This window comes from Jiangella mangrovi (genome assembly GCF_014204975.1).
In the GTDB taxonomy this organism is placed as follows: Bacteria; Actinomycetota; Actinomycetes; order Jiangellales; family Jiangellaceae; genus Jiangella; species Jiangella mangrovi.
Map to the genome: position 1 here is coordinate 1,451,176 of NZ_JACHMM010000001.1, position 24,914 is coordinate 1,476,089.

A 24,914-nucleotide genomic window follows, 5' to 3' on the forward strand; every position below is an offset into this window, starting at 1 on the left:
GGTCATGCCTCCTTCGCCGCCAGGTTCATCAGGTCGGCACGGACGTCCTCGCCCGAGGTGGCCGTCTGGAACTCCTCGAGCGCCTGCCTGGCGTCGCCCTTGAGGCTCGGCGGCACCGACACCTCGACGGTGACCAGCAGGTCGCCGCGGGTGCCGTCCTTGCGGGTGGCGCCGCGCCCGCGGACCCGGAAGGTGCGGCCGTTGGGCGTGCCCGGAGGCAGCTTGAGCGTGACCGGGCTGCCGCCCAGCGTGGGCACCTTGATGTCCGCGCCGAGAGCGGCCTCGGGGAACGTGACGGGCACGGTGACCGTGAGGTGCTCGGCACGGCGGCCGAACACCGGGTGCGTCCCGACGTGGATGATCACGTAGAGGTCGCCCGCGGGTCCGCCGCGCTCGCCCGGGACGCCCTTGCCGCGCAGCCGGATGCGCTGCCCGTCGACCACGCCGGCCGGGATGCGCACGTGCATGACCTTGCTGGTGGTGCCGCGGCCGGAGCCGCTGCACACCGGGCAGGGGTCGTCGACGACGAGGCCGCGGCCCCGGCAGTCCTTGCACGGCTCGGCCATGCCGAACCCGCCGGAGTCCGTGCTGGTGAAGCCGGTGCCCGAACACGTGGGACACACCCGCGGGACGGTGCCCGCCCGCGCGCCGGTGCCGGCACAGGCCGAACAGGCCGACGAGCTGGTGAGCTTCAGCGGGATGGTCTTGCCCTCGACCGCCTCGGAGAACGTGACGGTGACCTCGCGCTCGACGTCGGCGCCCCGGCGCGCGCCGGTTCCCCGCGGCCGGTTGCGCTGGCCGAAGATGCCGCCGAACACGTCGCCCAGGCCGCCGCTGCCACTGCCGGAGAACAGGTCGCCGAGGTCGAAGTTGAACGACCCGCCCGCCCCGCCACCGCCGGCCGGGGTGCGGATGCCGCTGCCGAACAGCGTCCGCGCCTCGTCGTACTGCTTGCGCTTGGCGGGGTCGGACAGCACGGAGTACGCCTCGGAGACGTCCTTGAAACGCTCTTCGGCGGCCTTGTCGTCCTTGTTGCGGTCGGGGTGCAGCTCGCGAGCGAGGGTGCGGTAGGCCTTCTTGACCGTGGCCGCGTCGGCGTCCTTGGCGACGCCCAGGATCTTGTAGTAGTCCTTCTCGATCCAGTCCTTCGTGCTCACGGGCTCACCCCTCCTCTCCGTCTACGGAACGTCAGCTCTGCTCGTCCTTATTCTCCGCCGAGTCGTCACCCGCGGACGAGTCGGCGGACGGCTCCGGCAGCGCCTCGGTCGGCTCGGCCACCGCGACCCGCGCGGGGCGGATGACCCGCTCGCCGATGCGGTACCCCGGCTGCAGGATCTGCGTGCACGTGGGCACCTCGACGTCGTCGGCGTAGCCGTGCATCAGCGCCTCGTGGATCATCGGGTCGAAGGCGTCGCCCGGCTCGCCGAAACGGACCAGGCCGGCCTTGGCCGTCACCGACTCCAGCGCCTCGCCGACCGACCGGAACGCCCCGGTGAGGTCGCCGTGCTCGCGGGCCCGGCCGATGTCGTCGAGCACGCCGAGCAGCTCGGCGAGCACCTCGGCCTTGGCCGCCTCGCGGTTGGCCTCGCGGTCGCGCTCGACCCGGCGTCGGTAGTTGACGTACTCGGCCTGCAGCCGGCGGAGGTCGTCGAGCCGCTCGGCCGCCTCGGCCTTCGCCGCCGCCAGCTCCTCGTCGGAGGCGGACCCGCCGGCGGAACCGGGCGAGGCGGCCGTGGCCCCCGCGCCCGCCTCGGCAGCCCCCGGGCCGGCGTCGGCATCGCGCCGCTCGCCGGTCTCGGGGTCGATGCGGCGCCGGTCGCGGATGACGGGCTTCAGCTCCTCGGAGCCCTCACCCGCCGTCTCGGGTCGCTGCGCATCGGTCACTTGGTGTCCTTCTCGTCGTCGACGATCTCGGCCTCGACGACGTCCTCCTCGGCGTTGTCGCCGGCGTCCGAGGACGTCGCGCCGTCGGTGGCACCCGCGTCGGGACCGGCCTGGGCCCCGTCGCCGGACGGGGCCTGCGCACTGGCGTAGATGGCCGCGCCCAGCGCCTGGAAGGCGGTCTGCAGGCGCTCGGTGGCCGACTTGATGGCCGCCTCGTCGTTGCCCTCGAGCGCCTTCTTGGCCTCGGCCAGGGAGGTGTCGACGTCGTCGCGGACCTCCTGGGAGAGCGTGCCCACCTTCTCGGTGTTGTCGGCGAGGAACTTCTCGGTCTGGTAGACCAGCGACTCGGCCTGGTTGCGGTTCTCGGCGGCCTCGCGACGCTTGGCGTCCTCTTCGGCGTACTGCTCGGCCTCGCGGACCATGCGCTCGATGTCGTCCTTGGGCAGCGACGACCCACCGGTGATGGTCATGGACTGCTCGCGGCCGGTGCCGAGGTCCTTCGCGGACACGTGCACGATGCCGTTGGCGTCGATGTCGAACGTGACCTCGATCTGCGGGACGCCGCGCGGCGCCGGCGGCAGACCGGTGAGGTCGAACGTGCCGAGCTTCTTGTTGTAGGCCGCGATCTCGCGCTCGCCCTGGTAGACCTGGATGCCCACCGTCGGCTGGTTGTCGTCGGCCGTGGTGAAGATCTCGGACCGCTTGGTCGGGATGGTGGTGTTGCGCTCGATCAGCTTCGTCATGACGCCGCCCTTGGTCTCGATGCCCAGGGACAGCGGGGTGACGTCGAGCAGCAGGACGTCCTTGACCTCGCCCTTCAGGACACCGGCCTGCAGGCTGGCGCCGACGGCGACGACCTCGTCGGGGTTGACACCCTTGTTGGGCTCCTTGCCGCCGGTGAGCTCCTTGACCAGCTCGACGACGGCGGGCATGCGGGTGGAGCCGCCGACGAGGACCACGTGGTCGATCTGGTCGACGGAGATGCCGGCGTCGCGGACCACGTTCTGGAACGGCGACTTGGTGCGGGCCAGCAGGTCGGCCGTCATCTGCTCGAACTGCGCGCGCGAGAGGGTCTCGTCGACGTGGACGGGGTTCTTCTCGGCGTCCTGCGCGATGTAGGGCAGCGAGATGGACGTCTGCGTGCTGGACGAGAGCTCGATCTTCGCCCGCTCGGCGGCCTCGCGGACGCGCTGCATGGCGATCTTGTCCTTGGAGAGGTCGAGGCCGTGCGCGGACTTGACCTGGCCGATCAGCCAGTCGACGACCTTCTGGTCCCAGTCGTCGCCACCGAGGTGGTTGTCGCCGCTGGTGGCCTTGACCTCGACGACGCCCTCGCCGATCTCGAGGAGGGACACGTCGAAGGTGCCGCCGCCGAGGTCGAAGACGAGGATGGTCTGGTCGTGCTCGCCCTTGTCGAGGCCGTAGGCCAGCGCCGCGGCGGTGGGCTCGTTGACGATGCGCAGGACGTTGAGGCCCGCGATCTCGCCGGCCTCCTTGGTGGCCTGGCGCTGGGAGTCGTTGAAGTACGCCGGGACGGTGACGACGGCGTCGGTGATGGTCTCGCCCAGGTACGCCTCGGCGTCGCGCTTGAGCTTCTGCAGGACGAACGCCGAGATCTGCTGCGGCGTGAAGTTCTTGTCGTCGATCTTCTGCGACCAGTCGGTGCCCATGTGGCGCTTGACCGAGCGGATGGTGCGATCGACGTTGGTGACGGCCTGGCGCTTGGCCACCTCACCGACCAGGACCTCGCCGTTCTTGGCGAAGGCCACGACGGACGGGGTGGTCCGGGACCCCTCGGCGTTGGCGATGACGGTGGCCTCGCCACCCTCGAGAACGGCCACGACGGAGTTCGTCGTGCCCAGGTCGATGCCGACGGCACGTGCCATGGCAGTTACCTCCAGTGTTCACTCAGCAGTGTTGAGTCAGTATGGCTCAACTATAACCTTGAGCCGACGGGGCTCAACTTCCGTACCCCGAACAACGAGCGACCTGCTCTGAGGATTCCCTCAGCAATGCCGCGTACGCTGGCCGCCATGTTCCCGGAGTTCCAGGACGACGACGCGCCCCGGCGCCCCGACGTGCGCAAGAAGGTCGTGGCCGCGGTCCTCATCGTGTGCCTGATCGCCGGCGTGGCGCCGTTCCTCGCCGTCCTGATCTTCTGAGCGCGATGACCGTTCAGGAGGACGCGCGACCGGTGGCCGTGCGCAGCCGGCTGCTCGGCGTCGACGCCGCTCGCGGCATCGCCCTGCTGGGCATGATGTCGGTGCACATCATCCCGGCGGTCACCGACGACGGCGGGCTCTCGGCGGCCCGGCTGATCGCGGGCGGCCGATCATCGGCCCTGTTCGCGCTGCTGGCCGGCGTCGGGCTGGCGCTGGCCACCGGCGCGCGCACGCCGCTGCGGGGCCGCCCGCTGGCCGCGGCGGGCGTCGGTGTGGCCCTGCGCGCGCTGGTCATCCTGCTCGTCGGGCTGTGCCTGGGCGCATTCGAGTCCGGCGTCGCCGTCATCCTGGTCAACTACGCGCTGCTGTTCGTGCTGGCGATCCCGTTCCTCGGGCTGGGCCCGCGGATCCTGCTGCCGCTCGGCCTGGTCTGGGCCGTCGGCGCGCCGCTGCTCAACCACTACTGGCGCATCGGCGAGCCGTTGTCGTCGTACGCCACGCCCTCCTTCGACTCGCTGGAGGACCCGGTCGGGCTGCTGCGCGAGCTGCTGGTCACCGGGTACTACCCGGTGTTCCCCTGGATGGCGTACCTGCTGGTCGGGCTGGGCATCGGCCGGCTGGCGCTGTCGTCGGCCCGGGTCGCGACGACGCTCCTGGCCGGCGGCGCGGCGCTCGCGGTGGCCGCCTGGGTGACGTCGACGGTGCTGCTCGACAACGGAGCGCTGGAGCACCTGGTGGCGGCCGGACTGGGCGGGCACCCGGCCAACCCGTTCGACTTCGCCGCGGCCGTGAACAACACGTCCTTCTACGGCACGACCCCGGCCACGTCGTGGTGGTGGCTGGTCGTCGCAGCGCCGCACACCGCTACGCCGTTCGACCTGCTGCACACCATCGGCACCAGCGCGGCGGTGCTCGGGCTCATGCTGCTCCTGGCCGCGCGCGTCCGGCCGCTGGTGTGGCCACTGGCGGCCATCGGCGGCATGACGTTCACGCTGTACACCCTGCACGTCGTGCTGCTGTCGGGCCCGATCCAGGGCCACGACGTCTCCACCTACCTCACGCACGTCGTCATCGTGTTCGCCATCGCGATGCCCTGGCGGGCGTTCATCGGCCGCGGCCCGCTCGAGGCGGTGGCGGCCGCCATGGGCCGCGCCGGACGCGAGCTCGTGCTGTCACCGTCGTCGCGGCGACAGGACTGAGAGCTCGACGGCGTCGGCCATGGCCTGGTAGCCGGCGTCGCCCGGGTGCAGGTGGTCCCCGGAGTCGTACTCGGGACGGATCCGCTGCGGGTCGGCGGGGTCGCGCAGGACGGCGTCGAAGTCGATGACGGCGTCGAACGCGCCCGAGGTGCGGATCCACTCGTTGACGGCGACCCGGACGGCCTCGCGCTCCGGCGTCCACGTGCCCCAGCCCTCGACGGCCCGATGGTGGCGCCGACCACGCGCATCCCCTGGTCGTGGCCGCGCTCGATGATCTGCTCGTAGGCGGCGATCAGCTTCGACGGGTCGTACTGCGAGTTCGGCTGCTGGATGTCGTTGACGCCCTCGAAGACGACGACGGTGCCCGCCGCGGTCTGGGTCAGCGCGTCGCGGTCGAACCTCGCCAGCGCGTTGTCGCCCTGACCGGCGCTGTTGGCGTGCAGCAGCAGCCGGTTGCCGCCGATGCCGGCGTTGAGGATCCCGAAGCGCTGCGGCCGCGGCAGCGCGAGCATGCGGTCGGCCAGGTAGTCGGGCCAGCGCCGGTTCGCGTCGCGGGTCGAGCCGCTGCCGTCGGTGATCGAGTCACCCAGGAACACCACGGCGCCGGACGTCGCGCCGCGCACGTCGAGGCCGTCGAGGAACCAGAACGAGGTGGTGGTCTGGCCGAAGGCCGACACCGCCGGCGACGCGGTCCGGTCGCCGGTCGCGATCCAGCCGGTCGAGTGGGCCGCCGCGTGGTAGGTCGCCGGGCCGGTCGGGCCCGGCACGTGCAAGCTGACGATGACGTCGCCGTCGTCGGGGATCCGCAGCATGACGGGGTCGGACACCAGTTCCGCGCCGGCCGGGACCGTGACGCCCGCCTCGCCCGAGAACGTCACCGGCCGCAGCGTCGCCGGGTCGACGTCGCCGGGGTTCGCGCCCGGCAGCGCCAGCGTCACGGCGCCGACGACCAGCGGCTGCGCCCCGTAGACGTTGCTGAGCCGGAGCCGGGACTGCGAACCGCCCACGGAGACGTGCAGCCGCTGCCGGATGGTGGCGTCGGTGAACCCGGCCAGCGCCTGGCCGCTCACCGGTCGCGCGACGGCGGTGGCCCAGGTGCCCACCCAGCCGCTCGACGCGGCGGGCGCGGCGGGCGCGGCCGGGGCGTCGACGGCGGCGGGCGTACCCGGAACGGCGGCGTCGGCGGGCGGTTCGGCCAGGGTGGCGCCGGCCATCAGCGCGGCGCCGGCGGCGGCCGCGGTGAGCAGCCCGGCCCAGCGGCGGAACGATCTCGGCAGCGAACGGGACGGCGGCATCGGCGGCTCCTCGCAGCTCGTTCAATCGGGTCGCGCAGAGATCACACGACGTACCGAGGACTCAGGGGGACCTCCGGCCCTCCATCGCCCATCGGTCTCTGCTCGACCCTCAGCGTCGTGTCGGCCGAGCCCGGCCGGGGGTGTCCGGGCTCGGCAGTCATGACGCTAGGGCGGGCCTGGCCCGTCCCGCCAGCCACGATGCGCCGAACGGCCGCCGTCGTGCGGCAAGCGGTTTCCCCTTCAGATGGCTTGCGGACAAAGTAGTTTGCGTTTTAAAGTGATTGGCATGACGAACCCCGACGACCTCACCCCCGAGGAGTCACTGCGGCTGATCGCCCAGGAGCGGGCGGCCGTCACCGGGCGGCACCGGAGCAACATGGCGCTCTACTACGTGCCCTGGGGACTGGCCTGGCTCATCGGGTTCGGCCTGCTCACGCTCGATCAAGGACCCGGCAGCGACGGCCCCTGGGTCGACCTCCCCGACGCGCTGCCGCTGGTCGTGCTGTTCGCACTCATGGCGGTCGCCACGGCCGTCACCGTCGTCACCTCGACGCGCGAGGCCCGCCAGGTCGGCGGCGAGAGCAACCGCCGTGGCGCCATGTACGGCCTCAGCTGGGCGCTGGCGTTCGGCACGATCTTCCCGATCCTGGGCCGGTTCGCCGACCACCTGCCCGAGGACCAGCGCGGCCTGCTCTTCGGCTCCGTCAGCGTGGCGTTGAGCGGCGTCTTCTACCTGGCCGGCGGGGCCATCTGGCTCGACTGGGGCATGTTCGTGCTCGGCGGCTGGCTGCTGGTGGTGAACCTCGCCGGAGTGCTGGCCGGGCCGGGCTGGCACTCGCTGATCATCGCCGTCGCGGGCGGCGGCGGGCTCGTCGCCGCCGGGCTCGTCGCGCTGGCCCGGCGGTCCCCGTCATGACGCCGTCGGCCGACCTCGACCCCGTCATCCACGCCCAGGCCCGGCTCCGGGTGGTCGCGGCGCTGTCCGCGCTGCCCCCCGGCGACCACATGACCTTCCCCTACCTGCAGAAGGTGCTCGACATGACGGCCGGCAACCTCTCGGTGCACCTCGGCAAGCTCGAGGAGGCCCGCTACGTCGAGATCACCAAGACCCATCAGGGACGGCGCCCGGTCACCTACGTCGCCCTCACCTCGCGCGGCCGGGCCGCGTTCGACGACTACACGGCGGCGATCCGCGCCCTGCTCGACGGCGCCGCGGTAACGGAGCACCCATGAGCGACCTCATCGCCCGCGCCATCGGCGTCTCGCGCCGCTACGGCGACGTCGTCGCGCTCGACCACGTCGACCTCGACATCCCGGCCGGTCAGCTGGTCGGCCTGCTCGGCCCGAACGGCGCCGGCAAGTCCACGCTGATCAACCTGTTCGTGGGGCTGCGCCGGCCCGGCGGCGGCCGGGTCGAGATCCGCGGCGCCAACCCGATGACCCCGACCACCCGCCGCATCCTCGGCGTCACGCCGCAGGAGACCGGGCTGCCGCTGAGCCTGCGGGTGGGAGAGACCGCCGACCTGGTGGCGGCGCACTTCGCGAACCCGGTGCCGCCGGGCGAGCTGTTCGAGCGGTTCGGCCTGACCGGGCTCGAGGGCCGGCAGTGCGGCTCGCTCAGCGGCGGCCAGAAGCGCCGGCTCGCCGTCGCGCTGGCGTTCGCCGGCCGGCCCGAGATCGTCTTCCTCGACGAGCCGACCACCGGCCTCGACGTCGACGCGCGGCACCACCTGTGGCAGGGCATCCGCGCGTTCCACGCCGAGGGCGGCACCGTCGTGCTGACCAGTCACTACCTCGAAGAGGTCGAGGCGCTGGCCGAGCGGGTCGTCGTCATCGACCACGGCCGCGTCATCCGCGACGGCAGCATCGCCGAGATCCGCGACGTCGCCGGCATGCGCCGGGTCAGCTTCGTGGCGGCCGACCTGCCGGAGCTGCCCGGTGTGATGTCCGCCGAGCGCGACGAGGCCGGCCTGGTCCAGCTCATGACCACCGACGCCGACGAGCTCGTCCGCGGCCTCGTCACCGCGGGCGTGGCGTTCCGCGACCTCGAGGTGCGCAGCACGTCGCTCGAGGACGCGTTCCTGGCCCTGACCGCCGATGACCACCGGAGCCTCGCATGAGCCTCGTCCTGACCTACGCCCGCTACCAGTTCCTCGAGACGGTGCGCATCCCGGTCGCCGTCATCGCCACGGTGTTCTTCCCGGCGGCGTCGATGCTGTTCTTCGTCGTCCCGAGCATCGGCGACGATCCGCGCGCGGCCACGCTCGCCACCGCGTCCATGGTCGTGTTCGCGTCGATGGTCACCTGCCTGTTCCAGTACGGCGCCGGCGTGGCCGAGGACCGCGCGCTGCCGTGGGAGTCGTTCGTGCGCACGCTGCCCTCCGGCCCCGGCCCGCGCTTCGCCGCCCGGGTGCTGGTCGGGACGGCGTTCGTACTGGTGGCCGTCATCCCCGTGGTGGTCATCGCGGTGCTGTTCACCGAGGCCACGCTGAGCCCGGTCCGGTTCGCCGCCGCCCTGGGCGCGCTGGTCGTGGTCGTCGTCCCCTTCACGCTGCTCGGCCTGGCCATCGGCTACTCGCTGCCGGCCAAGGCCGCCACCGCCGTCGCGACCATCTCGTTCCTGCCGCTGGCCTTCGGCGGCGGCCTCATGGGCGACCCCGAGGACCTGCCCGGCTTCATCGAGACCATCGCGCCGTTCCTGCCCACGCGCGGCGCCGGCGAGCTGATCTGGGCCGCCGTCTCCGACATCCCCGTCGAGCCGCTCTCGATGGTCATGCTCGGCGTGTGGACGGTGGCGGCCGGCGCCGCGGCGGTGGTCGCCTACCGCCGCGACGAGGGCCGCCGGTTCAGCTGAGTCAGGCCTCGAGGCGCAGCACCGCGACCCCGCGAGGCGGCAGCGCCACCCGGCCGTCCGACGGCGCCGGGCCGACCAGCGCGGTCGCCGCGGGGACCGGAACGGACGCCGTCGCCGCCCCGTGGTTGAGCAGGAACGCGTACCGCCCGGAGTCGTTGGACCGCACCGTCGCCTGCACGCCGCCGGGCAGCCCGGGCAGCACGGAGGTCACCCCGGCGCCGGCCAGGACCCGCCCGACCAGCGCGTCCATGGCGCCGTCGGCGAGCCGGGTGCCGACGTACCAGGCGACGCCGGCGCCGTAGGCGTGGCGGGTGACCGCGGGGCCGCCGGCCAGCTCCGACGACGTGAACGTGCCGACCACCTCGGCGCCGGCCGGCTCGACGACCTCGGACCAGACGGTGGCCGGCGTGACGGTGCCGGCGAGCTCGACGTCGACGGTGCCGCCGTCCTCGAGCGGCCAGAACTCCGCCACCGTCAGGCCCAGCACGTCGCGGAACGGCGCCGGGTAGCCGCCGAGGTGGACGCGGTCGTACTCGTCGACGATGCCGGAGAAGAACGACATCAGCAGGTGCCCGCCGCCCTGGACGTACGCCGTCAGCCGGGCCGCGTCGGCCTCGGACACCAGGTAGAGGTTGGGGACGACGACCAGCTTGTACGCCGACAGGTCGCGCGACGGCGGCACGACGTCGACGGCGACCGAGCGGCCGAGCAGCGGCGCGTAGTGCGCCGTCACGGCGTCGAACTGCTCCAGCACGGCCGGGTGCGAGCTGCGCTGCAGGCCCCACCAGCTGCGCCAGTCCATGACCACCGCGACGTCGGCCGTGCTGCGCCCGCCGGCCACCTCGGCCGCCGCGCGCAGCTCCGCCCCCAGCTCGCGGACCTCCTGGAAGGTCCGGGTGTGCTCGCCGCCGTGCGGGACCATGGCGGAGTGGAACTTCTCGGCGCCGCCGCGGGACTGCCGCCACTGGAAGTACAGGACGGCGTCGGCGCCCTGGGCCACGGCCTGCCAGGACCACAGCCGCATGAGCCCAGGCGGCTTCGGGCTGTTGCGCGGGCGCCAGTTCACCGCGCTGGGCGCCTGCTCCATGAGCATCCACGGCTGGCCGTGACGCAGCGAGCGCATGAGGTCGTAGCCGAAGCCGGCCAGCACGTGGGCGTCGGCCTCGTACGGGTCGGGGTAGGAGTCGTAGCTGACGACGTCCTGGTGCGGCGCCCAGGCGAATGGGTCGGTGCCGCGCGGCATGGGGATGAGGTTGGTCGTCACCGGGACGTCCGGCGTGATCCGGTTGACGATCTCCTTCTCCATGAGGAAGCAGGCCAGCAGCGCGTCGGAGCCGAACTCGGTGAAGTCGATCTCCTGCGCCGGGTTCGGGAAGGTCGGCGCCGACCGCGGCGGCTGCACCTCCTCGAACGACGAGTACCGCTGCGACCAGAACGTGGTGGACCACGCCTCGTTCAGCCCGTCGACGTCGCCGTAGCGCCGCTGCAGCCAGACCCGGAAGTCCGCCGCCGAGACGTCGCACCAGCAGCGCGACACGTGGCAGCCGTACTCGTTGCCGATGTGCCACTCGGCGACGGCGGGGTGGTCGCCGTAGCGTTCGGCCACCCGCTCGACCAGCTCGCCCGCGTAGCGCCGGTAGACCGGGCTGGACGGGCAGTAGTGCTGCCGCCCACCCGGCCAGAGCGTGGTGCCGTCGGCCGTGACGGGCAGCGTCTCGGGGTGCAGCCGGGCCAGCCACGGCGGCGGCGACGCGGTCATGGTGGCCAGGCCCGCCGTGATTCCGCCGCCGGCCAGCGTGTCGAGGACGCGGTCGAACCGATCGAACTCGAAGCGGTCCGGCTCGGGCTGGACGACGGCCCACGAGAAGATGCCGACGCTGACCAGATTGACGCCGGCGTCCTTCATGAGGCGGACGTCGTCGGCCCAGACCTCTTCCGGCCACTGCTCGGGGTTGTAGTCGCCGCCGAAGGCGATGCCGGTGATCTTCGAGTTCCACGCCCGTGGGCTCAAAATCGCTCCCAATTTACCGGTTTGTTATTGCGCCGTCAATAGCATCTTGTCCTACTGACATGAGCATTGACCCTACCAACTACTGTCGCTAGGTTACGTGGACCCCCACGTCCGAATTGTCCAGCGAGCGCCAGGACCATTGCACGCATCGCCGGACTTCATGAACGGAGGTCCCGACATGTCAATGAAGCGCGCCCTGACGGGTGTGGCCGCAGCCGCTCTCGCCGCGTCGGTGCTGGTCGTCGTCCCCGGAGACGACCGATCGAGCATCGCGGGCGCCGCGCCTGAGGACATTCCCACTCCTGAGGAATTCTTCGGATTCGCGATGGGCACCAGTGGAAAGCTGGCTCCTTTCGAGGAGATCAAGGACTACTTCGAACTGGTCGCCGAGGAATCGGACAGCGTCGAGTACGAGGTCGCCGGCACCACGACCCTGGGCCACGAATACCCCATCATGCGGGTGAGCTCGGCCGAGAACCTGGCCAACCTCGACCAGATCCTCGAGGCGAACGAGCGCCTCGCCGACCCGCGGTCGGACCTCTCCGAGAGCGAGGCCCGCGCACTCGCCGAGCAGAGCGTCCCCGTCTACTACCTCGAGGCGACGCTGCACTCCACCGAGGTCGGCAACCTGCCGGCGCTGGTCGACGTGATCCACCGGCTGTCGACCGAGCGGTCGGAGTTCGTGCAGAACATCCTGGACAACCTCGTGATCCTGGTGGTGCCGTCGGCCAACCCGGACGGCCAGCACCTGCTGGTCGACTACTTCAACGAGACCGAGGGCACCGACTACGCGCGCACCTATCCGGACCTGTACCACAAGTACGTCGGGCACGACAACAACCGCGACTGGATCTTCTTCACCCAGGAGGAGTCGCGCATCCGCACCCGGCTCGAGCAGCAGTACCGGCCGGTGATCCTGCACTTCATGCACCAGGCCGGGTCCAACAGCCCGCGCATGTGGGTGCCGCCGTTCGACGAGCCGCTCGGCCCGAACATCGACTCCATCCCGATCTCCGCGTCGAACGCCCTGGGCGCCGAGATCGCCAACGCCGCAGCCGAGGCCGGCCTGCCCGGCGTCAGCACCGACGACGCCTACGGCATCTTCTGGAACGCCGACGTCTTCGGCACCGGCCCGCACCGCGGCGCCTCGCTGTTCCTGCACGAGATCGCCTCGGTCCGCGACCTCGCGCTGCCGTTCTCGAACCCCGACGGCTCCCCGCCCGGCGCCCGCGACCGCACGATGCGCACGTTCGACCCGTACACGGAGTCGACGTGGACACTGGAGCAGATCGTCGAGTACGCCAAGCTGTCGATGTACACCGCCCTCGACAGCGTGGCCAAGGACGCCGACGACTGGCTGTTCAACAACCTGTACCAGGTCAACCGCAAGAACATGGAGCCCGACGGCGGCCCCGAGACCTACCTGGTGCCGGCCGGCCAGCGTGACCCGTTCGCCGTCAAGCAGCTGGTCGAGATCTTCGACATCGCCGGTGTCGAGGTCGACCGCGCGCTGTCGACGGTGCGCGTGGGCCGGACGACGTACCCGGCGGGCACGCTGATGATCCAGACGCAGCAGCCGATGGGCAGCTGGGTCGACCAGGTGCTCGAGGTGGACCAGTACCCGGACCAGGCGCGCAAGTGCGCCGACTGCCCGCTGATCATGCCGTACAGCGAGACGACCGACAATCTCGGCATGCTGCTCGGCCTGACGGTGCAGCCGGTGGACGACGCCCGGGTCGCCCGTACGGAACGGATCACCGCCGAGGACGTCACCGCCCCCGCGGTGCCGAACCCGCCGGCGAACGGCGCCTACCTGGTGCGGCCGACGTCGTACGGGCTGACGCACGTGATCGCGGGCTTGCAGGAGGACGGCGTCCCGGTGTTCCGGGCGGCGGCGGCCTTCCAGTCCGCGGGCGCGGCCTACGAGCCCGGCACGCTGATCGTGCCGGCGACGGCGGCGGCCCGGACGGCGCTGACCGAGGCGTCGGAGCTGACGGCGCTGCCGGTGACGACGGCGCCGCAGGTGCCTGCCGTCGGCGCGCTGGAGCTGAAGGCCGGCACCAGGATCGGGCTGATCCGCGGCGCCAACAACATGCCCGGCGGCTGGCTGCTGTGGCTGGCCGATACCTACGGGCTGAACTACGAGGTGGTCGAGGCCGACGACTACGCGAACCTCGCGCAGTTCGACACCATCCTCGTCGCCCCGGGCGTCACCAAGGCCCGCATCGTCACCGGCCTCAACCCGGCGCAGTACCCGGAGGAGTTCCACTGGGCCCGCGGCGTCGGCGAGGCCGGCTGGCAGGCGCTGGCGACGTGGGTGCAGGACGGCGGCAACCTGGTCGGCGTGGGCGCGGCGGCGGAGACGGTGCGCGAGCTGCTGGCGCTGCCGATCACCAACGCGACGCCGCGTGACCGCGACGCGTTCAGCGCCCCCGGCACGCTGCTCAACGCGCAGTTCGACCCGGCCGCACCGGCCACCTGGGGCATGCCGGCGAACTGGCCGGTCTGGTACAACAACAGCCCGGCGTACGCCGTTGCCGGCGGCTCCGGCGCCACCGTCGCGTCGACCTACCCGGCGTCCGGCGAACTGCTGGCCAGCGGGTACGCCCACGGCCAGGCCGCGCTGGCGGGCCTCGCCAACGTGGTGACCGTGCCGGTGGGCGAGGGCCAGGCCACCGTGGCGGGTGCGGACATCACGTTCCGCAGCTGGCCGCGCTCGGCATGGACCATCGTGTCCAACGCGCTGTACAACGGCCCCGGCACGCCGGTGGCCGCGGGCGACCTGGCGGCCCGGGTGGCCGCCCGGTAGGTCACGTGCGACGTTCCACCCCCGCGGCCGCGTCGACCGGGTCGCGGGGGTGGTTCGCGCTCGGGGCCGGTCGTCCGGTCAGGCCTCGTCGGCGCCCGGACGGCGGGAGCCCAGCTCCTCGTCGAGGCGCAGCAGGCCGGGGCCGTCGTCGCCGATGAGGTGCAGCCGGCCGAGGATCTCCGACACCGTCGACTCCTCTTCGATCTGTTCTTCGATGAACCAGCTGAGCAGCGGGAGGCTGTCGATGTCGCCCTCGGCCTGGGCCAGCCGGTAGAGGGCGCGAATGGAGTCGGAGACCCTCTGCTCGTGCGCCAGCGACGCCTCGAAGGCCGCCAGCACCTTGGAACCGGGGTCGGCCGGCGCGGAGATGTCGCCGATCTGCGGGCGGTTGCCGCGGTCGGTGACGTGCTGGATGAACTTGGCCGCGTGCACGCGCTCCTCGTCGGACTGGATGCGCATCCACGACGCCATGCCCGGCAGGTTGGCGTCCTCGAGCGCGATGGCCAGCTGCAGGTACGCGACGGACGACTCGATCTCGAGCGTGATCTGCTCGGAGAAGGCCTTGGCAAGCGTGTCGTTGAGCTTCATGTGGCTGACGTTAGCGCAGGTCAGAGCACATTTCCACGAAGTCGTGCCTAACCTTGCGAAGGTTCGCCGAACCTCTCCGGCAGGCCGACCGCCACCGGGACGGAGACGACCAGCACGACGATCGCCGCGCCGATCACGAGTGCCGTGAAGCCGCCGGACGCCACGACCAGCCCGGCGACCGGCGCACCGCCGCCGGCGGCCAGGCCCATGGCCACCTCGCCCCGCCCCTCGGCCCGCAGCCGCTCGCCGTCCGGCACCGAGGCCGTCAGCAGGGCGCTGCCGGCCAGCACGCCGGCGTTCCAGCCCAGGCCGAGCAGCGCCAGCGCGACCAGCAGCACGATCGCGTCGTCCGGCCCCAGAGCGCCGACGACGCCCGCCGCGGCCAGCAGGACGGCCGCCAGCACCGTCACGGCGGCCGGGCCGGCGCGGTCCAGCAGCGGACCGGAGACCAGCGACGGCGCGAACATGCACAGCGCGTGCACGCTGACGATGCCGCCGACCAGTGCCGGGCCGTGGCCGTGCGCGACGAGGTGCACCGGCGCCACCGCCATGACCCCGACCATCACCAGGTTGGTGACGGCCAGCAGCGCGACAGCCCGCCACGGCACCTGCCCACCCCCCGTCGACGTCGATCGTGGAGTCGTTCGGCCATGGCCGGGTGACAGGCCCGATCGATGGCCCACCTTCTCCACGATCAACAGGAGGGCGGCGGACACGAACGCGACGACTGCGATCAGGTACAGGCCGGTGAGCGGCGGCAGGCCGAGGCCGGACGCCAGCCGTCCGCTCCCGGCCAGCAGGTTCGGCCCCGCGACAGCGCCGGCGGCGACCGCGAACAGCACGATCCCCAGCGCCCGGCCGCGCGCGCCCGCTCCGCCGGCCTCGGCCGCGGCGTAGCGGGCCAGGAACACCGGCGCGTTGCCCACCCCGAAGAGCGCGCTGCCCACCAGCAGCAGGCCGAGGCCGGCCCCGGCGGCGGCCGCGACGACCACCACCGCCCCGATCGCGCCCACGAGGTAGCCGAGGGCGAGGCCCGCGGGCCGGCCGACCCGGGCGCTGGCGCGCGAGACCAGGACGGCGCCGACGGCGGAGCCGGCCACGTGCACGCCGACCGGCAGGCCCGCCGTCGCCGGGTCGCCGGTCAGGTGCACCGCGAGCAGGGGTCCGGCGATGCCGCCGGCGGCCAGGCCGATGCTGCCGACGGCGGTGGCGGCGGCGAGCCGCGCCACCTTCGTACGAGCGGGAGCGAGAGTCGTGGAGGTCATGCCCCCACGATCGGTGCCGTCCCCCGGAAGCGTCCAACACCTGTTCAGAGGCTATTGACCGCCCTGTGTTGTCAATCGGTAGAGTGGGCCGCGTGGCCGTCCCCGACGTCGACACCCGGTTGCTGCGGCACTTCGTGGCCGTGGCCCAGGAGCTGCACTTCGGCCGGGCCGCCAGCCGCCTGCTCATCGCCCAGCAGGCGCTCAGCCGCGACGTCGCCCGGCTCGAGCGCGAGCTCGGCGTCCGGCTGTTCGACCGCACCACCCGCCGGGTGACGCTGACGCCGTCGGGCGAACGCCTGCTCGCCCTGGCCACCGAGCTGCTGGCCCTGCACGACGCCATGCTCGCGGAGCTGCGCGACGCCGCCCGGCCGCTGCTCGTCGACGTCATGCACGACCGCTCGACGGCGCTGCGCGTGCTCGAGGCGGCCCGCCCGCTGGCGCCGGACGCCGAGCTGGAGGCGCGGTTCCACGGCGGCTGCGACGCGGCCGTGCGCGCCCTGCTGGCCCAGCGGGTCGACGTGGTGTTCGGGCGGCTGAGCGGCATCCGGACGGCGCTGCCCGGCGAGGTCGTCCGCCGCCCGGTCCGGCTGGAGCCGCTGGGCCTCATGGTGCTCGACGACGACCCGCTCGCGCGCCACGACACCATCCCCATGGCCGCCCTGCGCGGCCGCACCGTCGACACCAGCGGCGGCAACCCCGAGGCGCCCGAGTGGGTCGGCCTCGGCGCCGAGCTCGTCACCGAGCACGGCGGCACCGTCGCCCCGGACCACCACCCGGGCATGGCCGCCGTCGCCGCCGCACCGCCCGAGGAGACCACCCACCACCTGCGCGCCACCGGCTGGCCGGTGCTCACCAAGACCGACGCCGCGCCGATCCCGGGCACCGTCGTGCGGCCGCTGACCGACCCGGTCCCGCTCTACCCGTGGACCATGGCGCACCGGGCGGCGCTGCGTCACCCAGGCGTCGGCGCGCTGCACCGGGCGCTGGACCGGCTGATCCCCGCCGAGGGCTGGCTCGAAGCGCCGCCGGGCGCCTGGCTACCCGCCGCCGACCGCGCGCTGCTGGACGCCGCCCACTGACGACGGCCGCCCGCCGGTCCAGGTGCCGGCCACCAGGGGCACGCCGGGGCGGTAGGCGAGATGCACGTACGACGGCGCGTCCAGCACGACGAGGTCGGCACGCGCCCCCGGCGACAGCCGGCCCACGTCGGTGCGCCGCAGGGCCGCGGCACCGCCGGCCGTGGCCGCCCACAGCGCCTCGGCCGGCGTCAGGTGCATCTCGCGGACGGCGAGGGCGATGCAGAACGGTATCGACGACGTGTAGCAGGAGCCGGGATTGCAGTCGGTGGCCAGCGCGACGGTGACGCCCGCGGACAGCAGCGTGCGGGCGTCGGGGTAGGGCGAGCGGGTCGAGAACTCGACGCCGGGCAGCAGGGTCGCGACGGTGCCCGAGGCGGCCAGCGCGGCGACGTCGGCGTCGTCGAGGAACGTGCAGTGGTCGGCGCTGGCCGCGCCCAGCTCGCAGGCCAGCTGGACGCCCGGACCGTGGCCGAGCTGGTTGGCGTGCACGCGAGCGCCCAGGCCGCGGTCGATGCCGGCCGTCAGCACCGCCCGCGCGGCGTCGGCGTCGAAGGCGCCGGTCTCGCAGAACACGTCGATCCAGCGGGCGTGCGGGGCGCAGGCGTCGAGCATGGCGCCGGTGACGAGGTCGACGTAGCCCGCCGGGTCGCCCGCGTACTCGGCCGGCACGACGTGCGCCCCGAGGTACGTGGTCTCGTCGGTGTGCTGGCCGGCCAGGGCCAGCGCGCGAGCCTCGTCGGCCACCGTCAGGCCGTAGCCGCTCTTGATCTCGACGGTGGTGGTGCCCTGGCGGCGCATCTCGGCCACCAGGCGGGCCAGGTTGGCCGCCAGCAACTCGTCGGGGGCGGCCCGCGTGGCGGCGACGGTGGTGCGGATGCCGCCCGCGGCGTACGGCTGCCCGCTCATGCGCGCGGCGAACTCGGCCGACCGGTCGCCAGCGAAGACGAGGTGGGCGTGGCTGTCGACGAAGCCGGGGACGACGCAGCGTCCCCCGAGGTCGACACGGGTGTCGGCGCTGGGCGCGGCGGGGGCCGGGCCGGCCCAGAGCACCCGGCCGCCGGAGTCGGCGACCAGGGCGGCACCGGAGATCTCGCCCAGCGGCGAACCGTCACCGAGGGCGGGGTCGTTGGTCACCAGCAGCCCGATGCCGTCGAGCAGCGTCGTCGTCACGACCGCAGCCTGTCACATCGGGTCGTCGGAACGCGGTCCTACGGACTGGTGCTCGACAGCACGCCCCAGGTGACCAGCTTCTCCCGCAGCTCGGCGGGCGGGATCTCGTAGAGCAGCGCGGCCAGCGAGATGTCCTCGGACCGGATGGTGAGCACCGGGCTGCCGAAGTCGTTGCGCTGGCGCTGGATGGAGGCCACGAAGGTGGCCAGCCGCTCGGCCTCGGGCGGTGCGTTGCGCAGCGCGTCGAGATCGAGGACCAGCTTGCCCTCTTGAGCCGGGATACGGGACCGGGCGCCGTCGGACACCAGGGTGTCGATCGGGACGCCGTAGAACTCGGCGAGCTCAGCGATGCGCCGGATGGACGCCACGCGGTCGCCGCGTTCGTAGGAACCGACCACGACAGCGCGCAGCCGGCCACCGGACTTCTCTTCGACGGCCTGCAGCGAAAGCCGGCGACGCTTGCGCAGCGCGCGCAACCGTGCACCCACGACCTTCGCGAAGTCCTCCTCGGTCGAGTCCGGACTGCCGTCGTTCATCGTCGAGCTCCCCAAAGGTGCCTCGTCCTCCGTACTGATCCGCCCGCACCAGCACGCCTGCGCCGCCCCCCTGGCAGGGTCCCGGACAACGCCCGGGACAGATCAGAGAATACCGGGCATTCACGGCCGATTGATCACTGGCCGTCCGTGACCTTGTTCAGGTCGCATGCTAGGAGGTGCGGCGTCGTCGCGCCAACGGCACGTGTTCCACGTCACACCATGCGTAGCGGGACTCCTGGGTTCCGCGCCTGCTCCAGGACCACCTGGGCCGGCAGCGGCTTGGACATGAAGAACCCCTGAGCGCGGTAACAGCCGAGGTCGAGCAGCGTGGTCACCGCTGCCGGATCTTCGACCCCCTCGGCCACCGTGGTCAGGTTGAACGCCTCGGCGAGGCGGACGATCGCGGCGACGATGGCGCGATCGCCGCTGCTCTCGGCGAGTGCCGAGACGAAGCTGCGGTCGATCTTGAGGATGTCGACGGGGAGCTGCTTCAGCTGGGCCAGCGAGCTGTACCCGGTGCCGAAGTCGTCGATGGCGAGCGTGACGCCCAGGCCGCGCAGCCCGTTGAGCGTGGCCTGCACGTCGTCGATCTCGCGCATGACCGTGCTCTCGGTGATCTCGATGCCCAGCTCGGCCGGGGCCAGCCCGTACCGGCTCAGCAGCGTGGCGACGAATCCCACGAAGTCGGCGCTGATGAGCTCGCCGGCGGAGATGTTGACCCGGACCAGCGGCGGCGGCACCGGCGAGGTGCGCTTCCATGCCGCCAGCTGCCGGCAGGCCTCTTCGAGCACCCAGCGGCCCAGCTCGGCGGAGAGGTTGATCTCTTCGACCACCGAGATGAAGGCGTCGGCCGCGAGCAGCCCGCGCTCGGGGTGCTGCCAGCGCACCAGCGCCTCGACGCCGGTCATGCGGCCGTCGCGGAGGTCGAACTCGGGCTGGAAGTACAGCCGCATCTCGTTGTTGGTGATGGCGGTGCGCAACCTCAGTTCGAGATCGGCCCGGACGAGCAGTTTTGATCGTAGGTCGTCGTTGAACACCACCACCGAGTCCCCACCGCGCTCCTTGGCCTCGAGCAGGGCGACGTCGGCGTTGCCGAGCAGCTCGTCGACCGTGCTGGGAATGTCCCCGTTGACCACGACGCCGATGCTGGCGCTGCGACTGATGGCGTGCCCGCCGACCTCGAGCGGCTCGGCGACGCGGTCGAGGATGCGCCGGGCGGCCCGCTCGGCCGCGGACGTGGACCCGATGTCGTGCAGCACGATGACGAACTCGTCGCCCGCGAGCCGCGCGACGACGTCGTGGGGGCGGACGGAGTCGCGCAGCCGGTGCGCCACCGCCTGGATGAAGTTGTCGCCGACGGTGTGCCCCAGGACGTCGTTGACGGTCTTGAGGCGGTCCATGTCGGCGAAGAGGACGGCGAGCGGGGCGCGCGGGTCGGCGTCGAGCACTGCCTTGAGGTCCTCGACGAAGGCCCGGCGGTTCCACAGGCCGGTGAGCTCGTCGTGGTAGGCCTGGTGATGCAGGCTCTCCTCGGCTGCGACCCGGGCGTCGAGCTGCACCAGCAGCGAGGCGATGGCCCGCAGCGCCCGCACCTCGGCTCGGGTCCAGATGCGGTCGCCGAAGTGGATGAGGCCCAGCACGCCCAGCGTGGTGTCGTCGTGGATCAGCGGCACCATGGCCAGCGAGACCTCGGGTACGCCGGAACCGGCGCGGACCCGCTCCTGGTATTCGAACTGCCGGTCGGACGGCCGGTTGATGAACGGCTCGCGCTGGTCCTTGATCATCGCGAAGATCGTGTCCTCGGTGTCCCACGGGACGATGCCGAGCGGATCGGGATCGGGCACGTCGAGCCGCCGGGGCCACTCGTCGACCAGAACGCTGGCCTGCAGCTCGGGATCGTTGTGCCGGAGGAAGCAGGTGTCGGCGCCGAAGTAGCGGCCCAGTTCGCCGAGCACGCGGTACAGCGTCTCGGCGAGGTCGCGGGCGGTGACGCTCATGAGCTCGGCGGCGACGTAGGTGACCAGGGCATCGAGACGCCCGTGCTGGTCGGTGACCTCGCCCGCCTCCATGACCGCCGTGCACAGCTGCGCGGACACCGTCAGCAGGTCGCGGTCCTTCTGCGAGTACGACCGGCCGTCGAGGCGCACCAGGCAGACGCTGCCGCGGAAGTCGCGGTAGGCCACCCGGGCGGCCATGACGCCGGCGCCGGAGGCGGTGGTGTGCTCGATCAGCGCGCCCGTGGGATCGGCGGCGGCCTGCGCGGTGACGGCGCGGATGGCGTCGCGCATGACCGTGAGGTCCTTGCCCCGGACCCCGGCCCCGGCGGCGCTGCCCCACGACACCAGCGGCATGCCGCCCTCGACCGCCATCACGTCGGCGGAGATGGATTCGGTGGCCCGGGCCAGCGCTTCGAGAAGTGGCTGGATCGTCTCCGGGTCCATCTTCATAGGTTGCTCCCTGCCTCCAGGGCGTCCCGGACGGTGCGGTCGGCAGACAGGCGGCGGCTCCGGACGCTGACGCTAGGAGCGTAGCCGATCCGCATCACCAGTGCGACGTACCTCTGCCCAAGACCGGCGATAGCGCCGAAATCATGGCGTAGGCGGCGAAGCCGGTCGGCGTACCGGGGCGACAGCTCCTCGTGGTCGGCGTCGTCGACGGCATAGATGAACACCGGCGACATCGGGTGCACGGCCAGGCCCAGCCGCTCGGCCTCGATCCACACGCGCTCGACCGCCTGGCCACCGCGCACGTAGTCGGCCGGCGCACCGGCGCCGATGGAGACGACGGCCAGCCCGGACGCGGCGTCGATGCGGTCGCGGGTGGACTCGCCCAGCGCCCGGCCGAGGTCCTGCTCGGCCAGCAGGGCCATGACGTCGGACCGGCGGGCGACGCTCAGCTTGGCGAGATCGGACCGGTCCAGTTCGAGGCTGCGGACGTCGATGCCCCAGTCGAGCGCGTCGATGCCGGGCCAGCGCAGCTCGCGCATCATCTCGCGGTGCAGGTGCTCGGTGAGGTAGCGCAGCCGGTCGGACTCGCCCAGCAGCTCGGCCAGCTCGTGCAGCCGGTCGCGGTCGGTGACGAGGTGCACCTCGGCCCCCTCGGCCGCGGCCGCGGCGCCCAGCACGGCCGCGGTCCCGGCGGGCAGCGGGGCGGGGTCGTGGAAGTGCCGGTTCGAGACCCGGCGCAGCATGCCCTCGTACATGGCGGCCAGCTCCGGGTCCGCCCCGTCGCCGAACCGCAGCCGGGCCACGTGGACGCCGTCGGCCCGGATCTCGACGTCGCCGAGCAGGCCGTGCCGGGCGGCCGCGACCCGCGCGTTGAACAGCGCCGCGCCGATGGCGACGTGGCTCCCGCGGAACGCGACGTCGAGCGTGGACGTCTGCGCCGGGTCGAGGTCGAGGTCGAGCCCGTCCGGGCGGAGCGTGAAGAGCCAGGGCTGGGTGTTGCCGCCCGACGGCGCCAGCCGTGCGGCGTGCACGACGGCGGCGCGCGGCTCGGCCGGCACCGGCTCGGGGTCGAGCACGAGGTCGACACCGAAGTCGGCGTCGGCGGCCGACGGCGGCTCGGCCAGTTTGGACAGCACGGCGTCGAGGTCGACCCGAGCGCGCCCGGACGGCAGTGCCACGCCCAGGCCGAGCTTGCGGACCGCCGCCGCCACCGACGCTCCGCCCAGGGTGATGTCGCCGCCCAGCTGCGGCCAGGTGTTCAGGCTCTCGTCGACCTCCGCCATCGAGGCGGCCATCGGCGCCGACAGCTCGGCCGGCTCCAGCACCCGCAGGACGTAGGGGACCTTGTCGTGCGTCGACAGGCCCATGAGGTCCTCCGGGCGCGCGTCGCCGAGCAGGCCGTGGAACAGCGGCCGGTCCGGCTCGAGGTCGTAGCGCTCGACGTCGAGCAGCCCGCGGTCGCTGGTCTCCATGACGAGCGGCAGCCGGTGCCGCCGGGCGCCGTCGCGCAGCGCCAGCTTCAGGTCGAACGAGTCGCACTCCTCGACGACGATGTCGAGGCCGTCCAGGAAGTCGTCGATCGACTCCAGGGTGAGTCCGGCCGGCTCGATGCTCACCTCGATGTACGGGTCCAGCTCCGCGATGCGACGGGCCGCCACGACCGCCTTGTTCACGCCGAGGTCGAAGACCGTCGCCGGGATGCGATTGAGGTTGGACAGCTCGATCTCGTCGAAGTCGGCCAGCCGGATGTGCCCGCAGCTGCCCTCCAGCGCCAGCGTGTGCGCGATGGCGTGACCGACGCTGAGGCCGACGACGCCGACGGAGAGCCGGCGCAGCCGTTGCTGCTCGTCGGCGGTGATCTTGTTGCGGTTGCGGTCGGTGCGCAGCGTCTGGAACGCCTCGGGCCCGAGCAGGTGCACCAGGGTGCGCCGCCACGGGTAGAAGTACCACCGCGACGGCTCGCCGACGATCTCGGGCGAGGGCGCGGAGAGCAGCCGTGCGAGGTCACGGCGCTGCTGCTCGATCGTGTCGACGACCTGCACCGCCGGGTCCGCCCTGAGGCCGGCCAGCAGGTCGGGGTCGTCCACCAGTTCGGGGCGCCAGCCGGCCCCGTTCATGGCCTCGGTCATCGTGTGCCCGGAACCTCCGTGCCCGTCGCGGTGCGGAACTCGTTCTCGAACAGGCGGCGCTGTTCTTCGGTGGCGCGCCCCACCGCGGTCGCGGCGTCCCAGGTCAGCATCGTCGTGCGGTAGCGGTCGTCCGGGTAGCGGGCCGGGATGACGCCGGGCAGTTCCTCGGCGCCGGAGTTGGCCCAGCGCGACGCCGCGTGCTCCGCCGCCGAGCAGTAGGCGTAGCGCACCCCGAGCAGCCGCATGGCGTGCACGAACGCCCTCGACATGAGGTCGGCCAACACGGATTTGTGCTCCGACGTGGCGTCCACCCAGACGCCCTTGAGCTCGATGACGCCGTCCGGGAGCGCGGCCTCGATCCAGTGAGTGGCCAGGGTGGCCGACAGCGGCTCGCCGGCGAGCTCGCGGGGGGCATAGGCGTCGCGCACAGAGCGCAGCGGGCCGTTGACGTAGCAGCCGGCCCGGACCTTCCCGCCGTCGTCGGACGCGATGGCGAACACCGGTGCACCGGACTCCTGAGTGGCCACGGGCAACGCCAGGGCGTGCTCGACGTGATGTCGCCGGTAGCTGGCCCGGGCGCCGTCGGCGTAGGCCATCCACTGATCGAAGCGCCGGTTCGGCATGGAGAAGCGCAGCGTCGTGCCCGACGCCTCGTCCCGGAACCCGTACAACTCACGGGTGGTGGTGTGTTGCGCGGCGCTGAGGGGGGTGCTGAGGGGGCTGGTCATGGCATCCACACCTGGCTTCACGGCTCCGTCCGGTCTGCTCAATCTGTACCGTATGCGCCGTTCATGCTATTGAGGCCATAATGCCCGACTCGGCGCGAGGGCGACGCCGGAATGGAGAACGCGACGGGTGCCTGCCCCCCAACAGACCCGCCGCGTCTCCACCTTGCGGCAGCAGGACCAGCCCGCGGAAACCTGCCACCGCCCCGTTTGGGACGTGGTGCGAACGTCCCCGGACGCGCGCACCACGTCCCCTTATCGCGGTACGGCCTGTGCAGGGCGGAGGGCCGTACCGGTCCAAGGGTCACGGCTCGAGGCCGTGAGTCGCACCCACTCCTCGCTGCCAATCCAACGAATTGGACCAGAGCACCGAATTGCTAGTGCGGATGATTAGAGAATAGACATGGGAAACAGATCTCGCAACAACTACTTTGCGTAACAAAAAGTGACGGAGAGTAGCGGGATCGATCTTGGGCGAAGCGTGACGCTCCGTGATCAAAAACTCACGCTACGTCACGGATCGCCTGCTCAGAGGCGGTGCAGGCCACGTGCGCGCGGTTCCGGGCACTCCCGCCGGCACGACCCGGACAATTACGCCGCGTAACGTTGTCGAGTAGCGAAACGCGTGTTTTCCGGCGCGCGACGAACGCTATTCGTGCGACTCCTTCGGCGCGCACGGAAATACCCCGCCGAGAATCGTCCCGATGCATCGAGGCCGAGCGGAGAGGCCGCTCACCGGCGACGACGCGGGCCCCGGCGGC

The 24,914-nt window shown here is 72.3% G+C and carries 20 protein-coding genes and 1 pseudogene; 8 read left to right on the forward strand and 13 right to left on the reverse strand.

Going from position 1 to position 24,914, the window contains the following annotated elements:
* Nucleotides 1–2: 2 nt before the first annotated feature.
* The 3 genes from dnaJ to dnaK are packed head-to-tail and all read right to left on the reverse strand — an operon-like array spanning nt 3 to nt 3,770.
* Nucleotides 3–1,157, reverse strand: coding sequence for a molecular chaperone DnaJ (dnaJ, locus tag HD601_RS06755; RefSeq protein WP_184820430.1), 1,155 nt, complete (start codon nt 1,155–1,157; stop codon nt 3–5).
* A gap of 31 nt (nt 1,158–1,188) precedes the next feature.
* Nucleotides 1,189–1,884 carry a nucleotide exchange factor GrpE gene (gene grpE / locus HD601_RS06760; protein WP_184820431.1) on the reverse strand — a complete coding sequence of 232 codons (696 nt, stop codon included), beginning with the start codon at nt 1,882–1,884 and terminating at the stop codon, nt 1,189–1,191.
* Complete coding sequence (dnaK, locus tag HD601_RS06765; protein ID WP_184820432.1) at nt 1,881–3,770, reverse strand: molecular chaperone DnaK; 1,890 nt, start codon at nt 3,768–3,770, stop codon at nt 1,881–1,883. The genes grpE and dnaK overlap by 4 nt, the downstream gene beginning before the upstream one ends.
* A gap of 126 nt (nt 3,771–3,896) precedes the next feature.
* On the opposite strand from dnaK, the gene HD601_RS06770 reads away from it, so the two are divergent.
* Entirely contained in the window at nt 3,897–4,046 is a 150-nt protein-coding gene (locus HD601_RS06770; RefSeq protein WP_184820433.1) for a hypothetical protein, read from the forward strand.
* Between the two features lie 5 nt (nt 4,047–4,051).
* Entirely contained in the window at nt 4,052–5,245 is a 1,194-nt protein-coding gene (locus HD601_RS35485) for a heparan-alpha-glucosaminide N-acetyltransferase domain-containing protein (protein ID WP_184820434.1), read from the forward strand.
* Here the strand turns inward: HD601_RS35485 and HD601_RS35490 are convergent.
* Entirely contained in the window at nt 5,219–5,401 is a 183-nt protein-coding gene (locus HD601_RS35490) for an SGNH/GDSL hydrolase family protein (protein WP_343076488.1), read from the reverse strand. The two genes, HD601_RS35485 and HD601_RS35490, sit on opposite strands and share 27 nt — an antisense overlap.
* A 107-nt stretch (nt 5,402–5,508) precedes the next feature.
* A pseudogene (locus tag HD601_RS06780) lies at nt 5,509–6,540 on the reverse strand (GDSL-type esterase/lipase family protein); the annotation flags it as partial.
* Between the two features lie 286 nt (nt 6,541–6,826).
* On the opposite strand from HD601_RS06780, the gene HD601_RS06785 reads away from it, so the two are divergent.
* From HD601_RS06785 to HD601_RS06800, 4 genes are read left to right on the forward strand one after another with little or no spacing between them, the layout of a single operon-like run.
* Nucleotides 6,827–7,456: a transporter gene (locus HD601_RS06785; protein ID WP_184820435.1), complete on the forward strand. Its 630-nt coding sequence runs from the start codon at nt 6,827–6,829 to the stop codon at nt 7,454–7,456.
* Nucleotides 7,453–7,773: a transcriptional regulator gene (locus HD601_RS06790; protein ID WP_184820437.1), complete on the forward strand. Its 321-nt coding sequence runs from the start codon at nt 7,453–7,455 to the stop codon at nt 7,771–7,773. Before HD601_RS06785 ends, HD601_RS06790 begins: the two co-directional genes overlap by 4 nt.
* Nucleotides 7,770–8,660 carry an ABC transporter ATP-binding protein gene (locus HD601_RS06795; RefSeq protein ID WP_184820439.1) on the forward strand — a complete coding sequence of 297 codons (891 nt, stop codon included), beginning with the start codon at nt 7,770–7,772 and terminating at the stop codon, nt 8,658–8,660. The genes HD601_RS06790 and HD601_RS06795 overlap by 4 nt, the downstream gene beginning before the upstream one ends.
* Nucleotides 8,657–9,394: an ABC transporter permease gene (locus tag HD601_RS06800; protein WP_184820441.1), complete on the forward strand. Its 738-nt coding sequence runs from the start codon at nt 8,657–8,659 to the stop codon at nt 9,392–9,394. Before HD601_RS06795 ends, HD601_RS06800 begins: the two co-directional genes overlap by 4 nt.
* Nucleotide 9,395: 1 nt before the next feature.
* Here the strand turns inward: HD601_RS06800 and HD601_RS06805 are convergent, their stop codons facing one another.
* Entirely contained in the window at nt 9,396–11,405 is a 2,010-nt protein-coding gene (locus HD601_RS06805) for a beta-galactosidase (protein WP_221440633.1), read from the reverse strand.
* A 184-nt stretch (nt 11,406–11,589) separates the two neighbouring features.
* Here HD601_RS06805 and HD601_RS06810 point away from each other — a divergent pair, with 184 nt between their 5' ends.
* The gene (locus tag HD601_RS06810; RefSeq protein WP_184820443.1) at nt 11,590–14,214 is read left to right on the forward strand and encodes a M14 family zinc carboxypeptidase; all 2,625 of its coding nucleotides are present in this window, start codon (nt 11,590–11,592) and stop codon (nt 14,212–14,214) included.
* A 78-nt stretch (nt 14,215–14,292) separates the two neighbouring features.
* Here the strand turns inward: HD601_RS06810 and HD601_RS06815 are convergent, their stop codons facing one another.
* Nucleotides 14,293–14,802: a ferritin gene (locus HD601_RS06815; RefSeq protein WP_184820445.1), complete on the reverse strand. Its 510-nt coding sequence runs from the start codon at nt 14,800–14,802 to the stop codon at nt 14,293–14,295.
* A gap of 47 nt (nt 14,803–14,849) precedes the next feature.
* On the reverse strand, nt 14,850–16,067 hold the full coding sequence (locus HD601_RS06820; RefSeq protein WP_184820447.1) for an MFS transporter: 1,218 nt from the start codon (nt 16,065–16,067) through the stop codon (nt 14,850–14,852).
* A gap of 92 nt (nt 16,068–16,159) precedes the next feature.
* Between HD601_RS06820 and HD601_RS34635 the strand changes: the two genes are divergently transcribed.
* On the forward strand, nt 16,160–17,146 hold the full coding sequence (locus HD601_RS34635) for a LysR family transcriptional regulator (RefSeq protein ID WP_184820449.1): 987 nt from the start codon (nt 16,160–16,162) through the stop codon (nt 17,144–17,146).
* Here HD601_RS34635 and hutI read toward each other — a convergent pair.
* The 5 genes from hutI to HD601_RS06850 all read right to left on the reverse strand — a co-directional run bounded on the left by hutI (nt 17,105) and on the right by HD601_RS06850 (nt 24,156).
* Nucleotides 17,105–18,316 (reverse strand): imidazolonepropionase, encoded by a 1,212-nt coding sequence (hutI, locus tag HD601_RS06830; protein WP_184820451.1) that lies wholly within the window; start codon nt 18,314–18,316, stop codon nt 17,105–17,107. The genes HD601_RS34635 and hutI overlap by 42 nt on opposite strands.
* Nucleotides 18,317–18,354: 38 nt before the next feature.
* Nucleotides 18,355–18,852, reverse strand: coding sequence for a helix-turn-helix domain-containing protein (locus HD601_RS06835; RefSeq protein ID WP_184820453.1), 498 nt, complete (start codon nt 18,850–18,852; stop codon nt 18,355–18,357).
* 212 nt (nt 18,853–19,064) lie between these two features.
* Nucleotides 19,065–21,299 carry a putative bifunctional diguanylate cyclase/phosphodiesterase gene (locus HD601_RS06840; RefSeq protein ID WP_184820455.1) on the reverse strand — a complete coding sequence of 745 codons (2,235 nt, stop codon included), beginning with the start codon at nt 21,297–21,299 and terminating at the stop codon, nt 19,065–19,067.
* Nucleotides 21,296–23,428, reverse strand: a complete 2,133-nt coding sequence (locus HD601_RS06845) for an Rv1355c family protein (RefSeq protein WP_184820457.1) — start codon at nt 23,426–23,428, stop codon at nt 21,296–21,298. Before HD601_RS06845 ends, HD601_RS06840 begins: the two co-directional genes overlap by 4 nt.
* Nucleotides 23,425–24,156 (reverse strand): hypothetical protein, encoded by a 732-nt coding sequence (locus tag HD601_RS06850; protein ID WP_184820459.1) that lies wholly within the window; start codon nt 24,154–24,156, stop codon nt 23,425–23,427. Before HD601_RS06850 ends, HD601_RS06845 begins: the two co-directional genes overlap by 4 nt.
* Nucleotides 24,157–24,914: the final 758 nt, after the last annotated feature.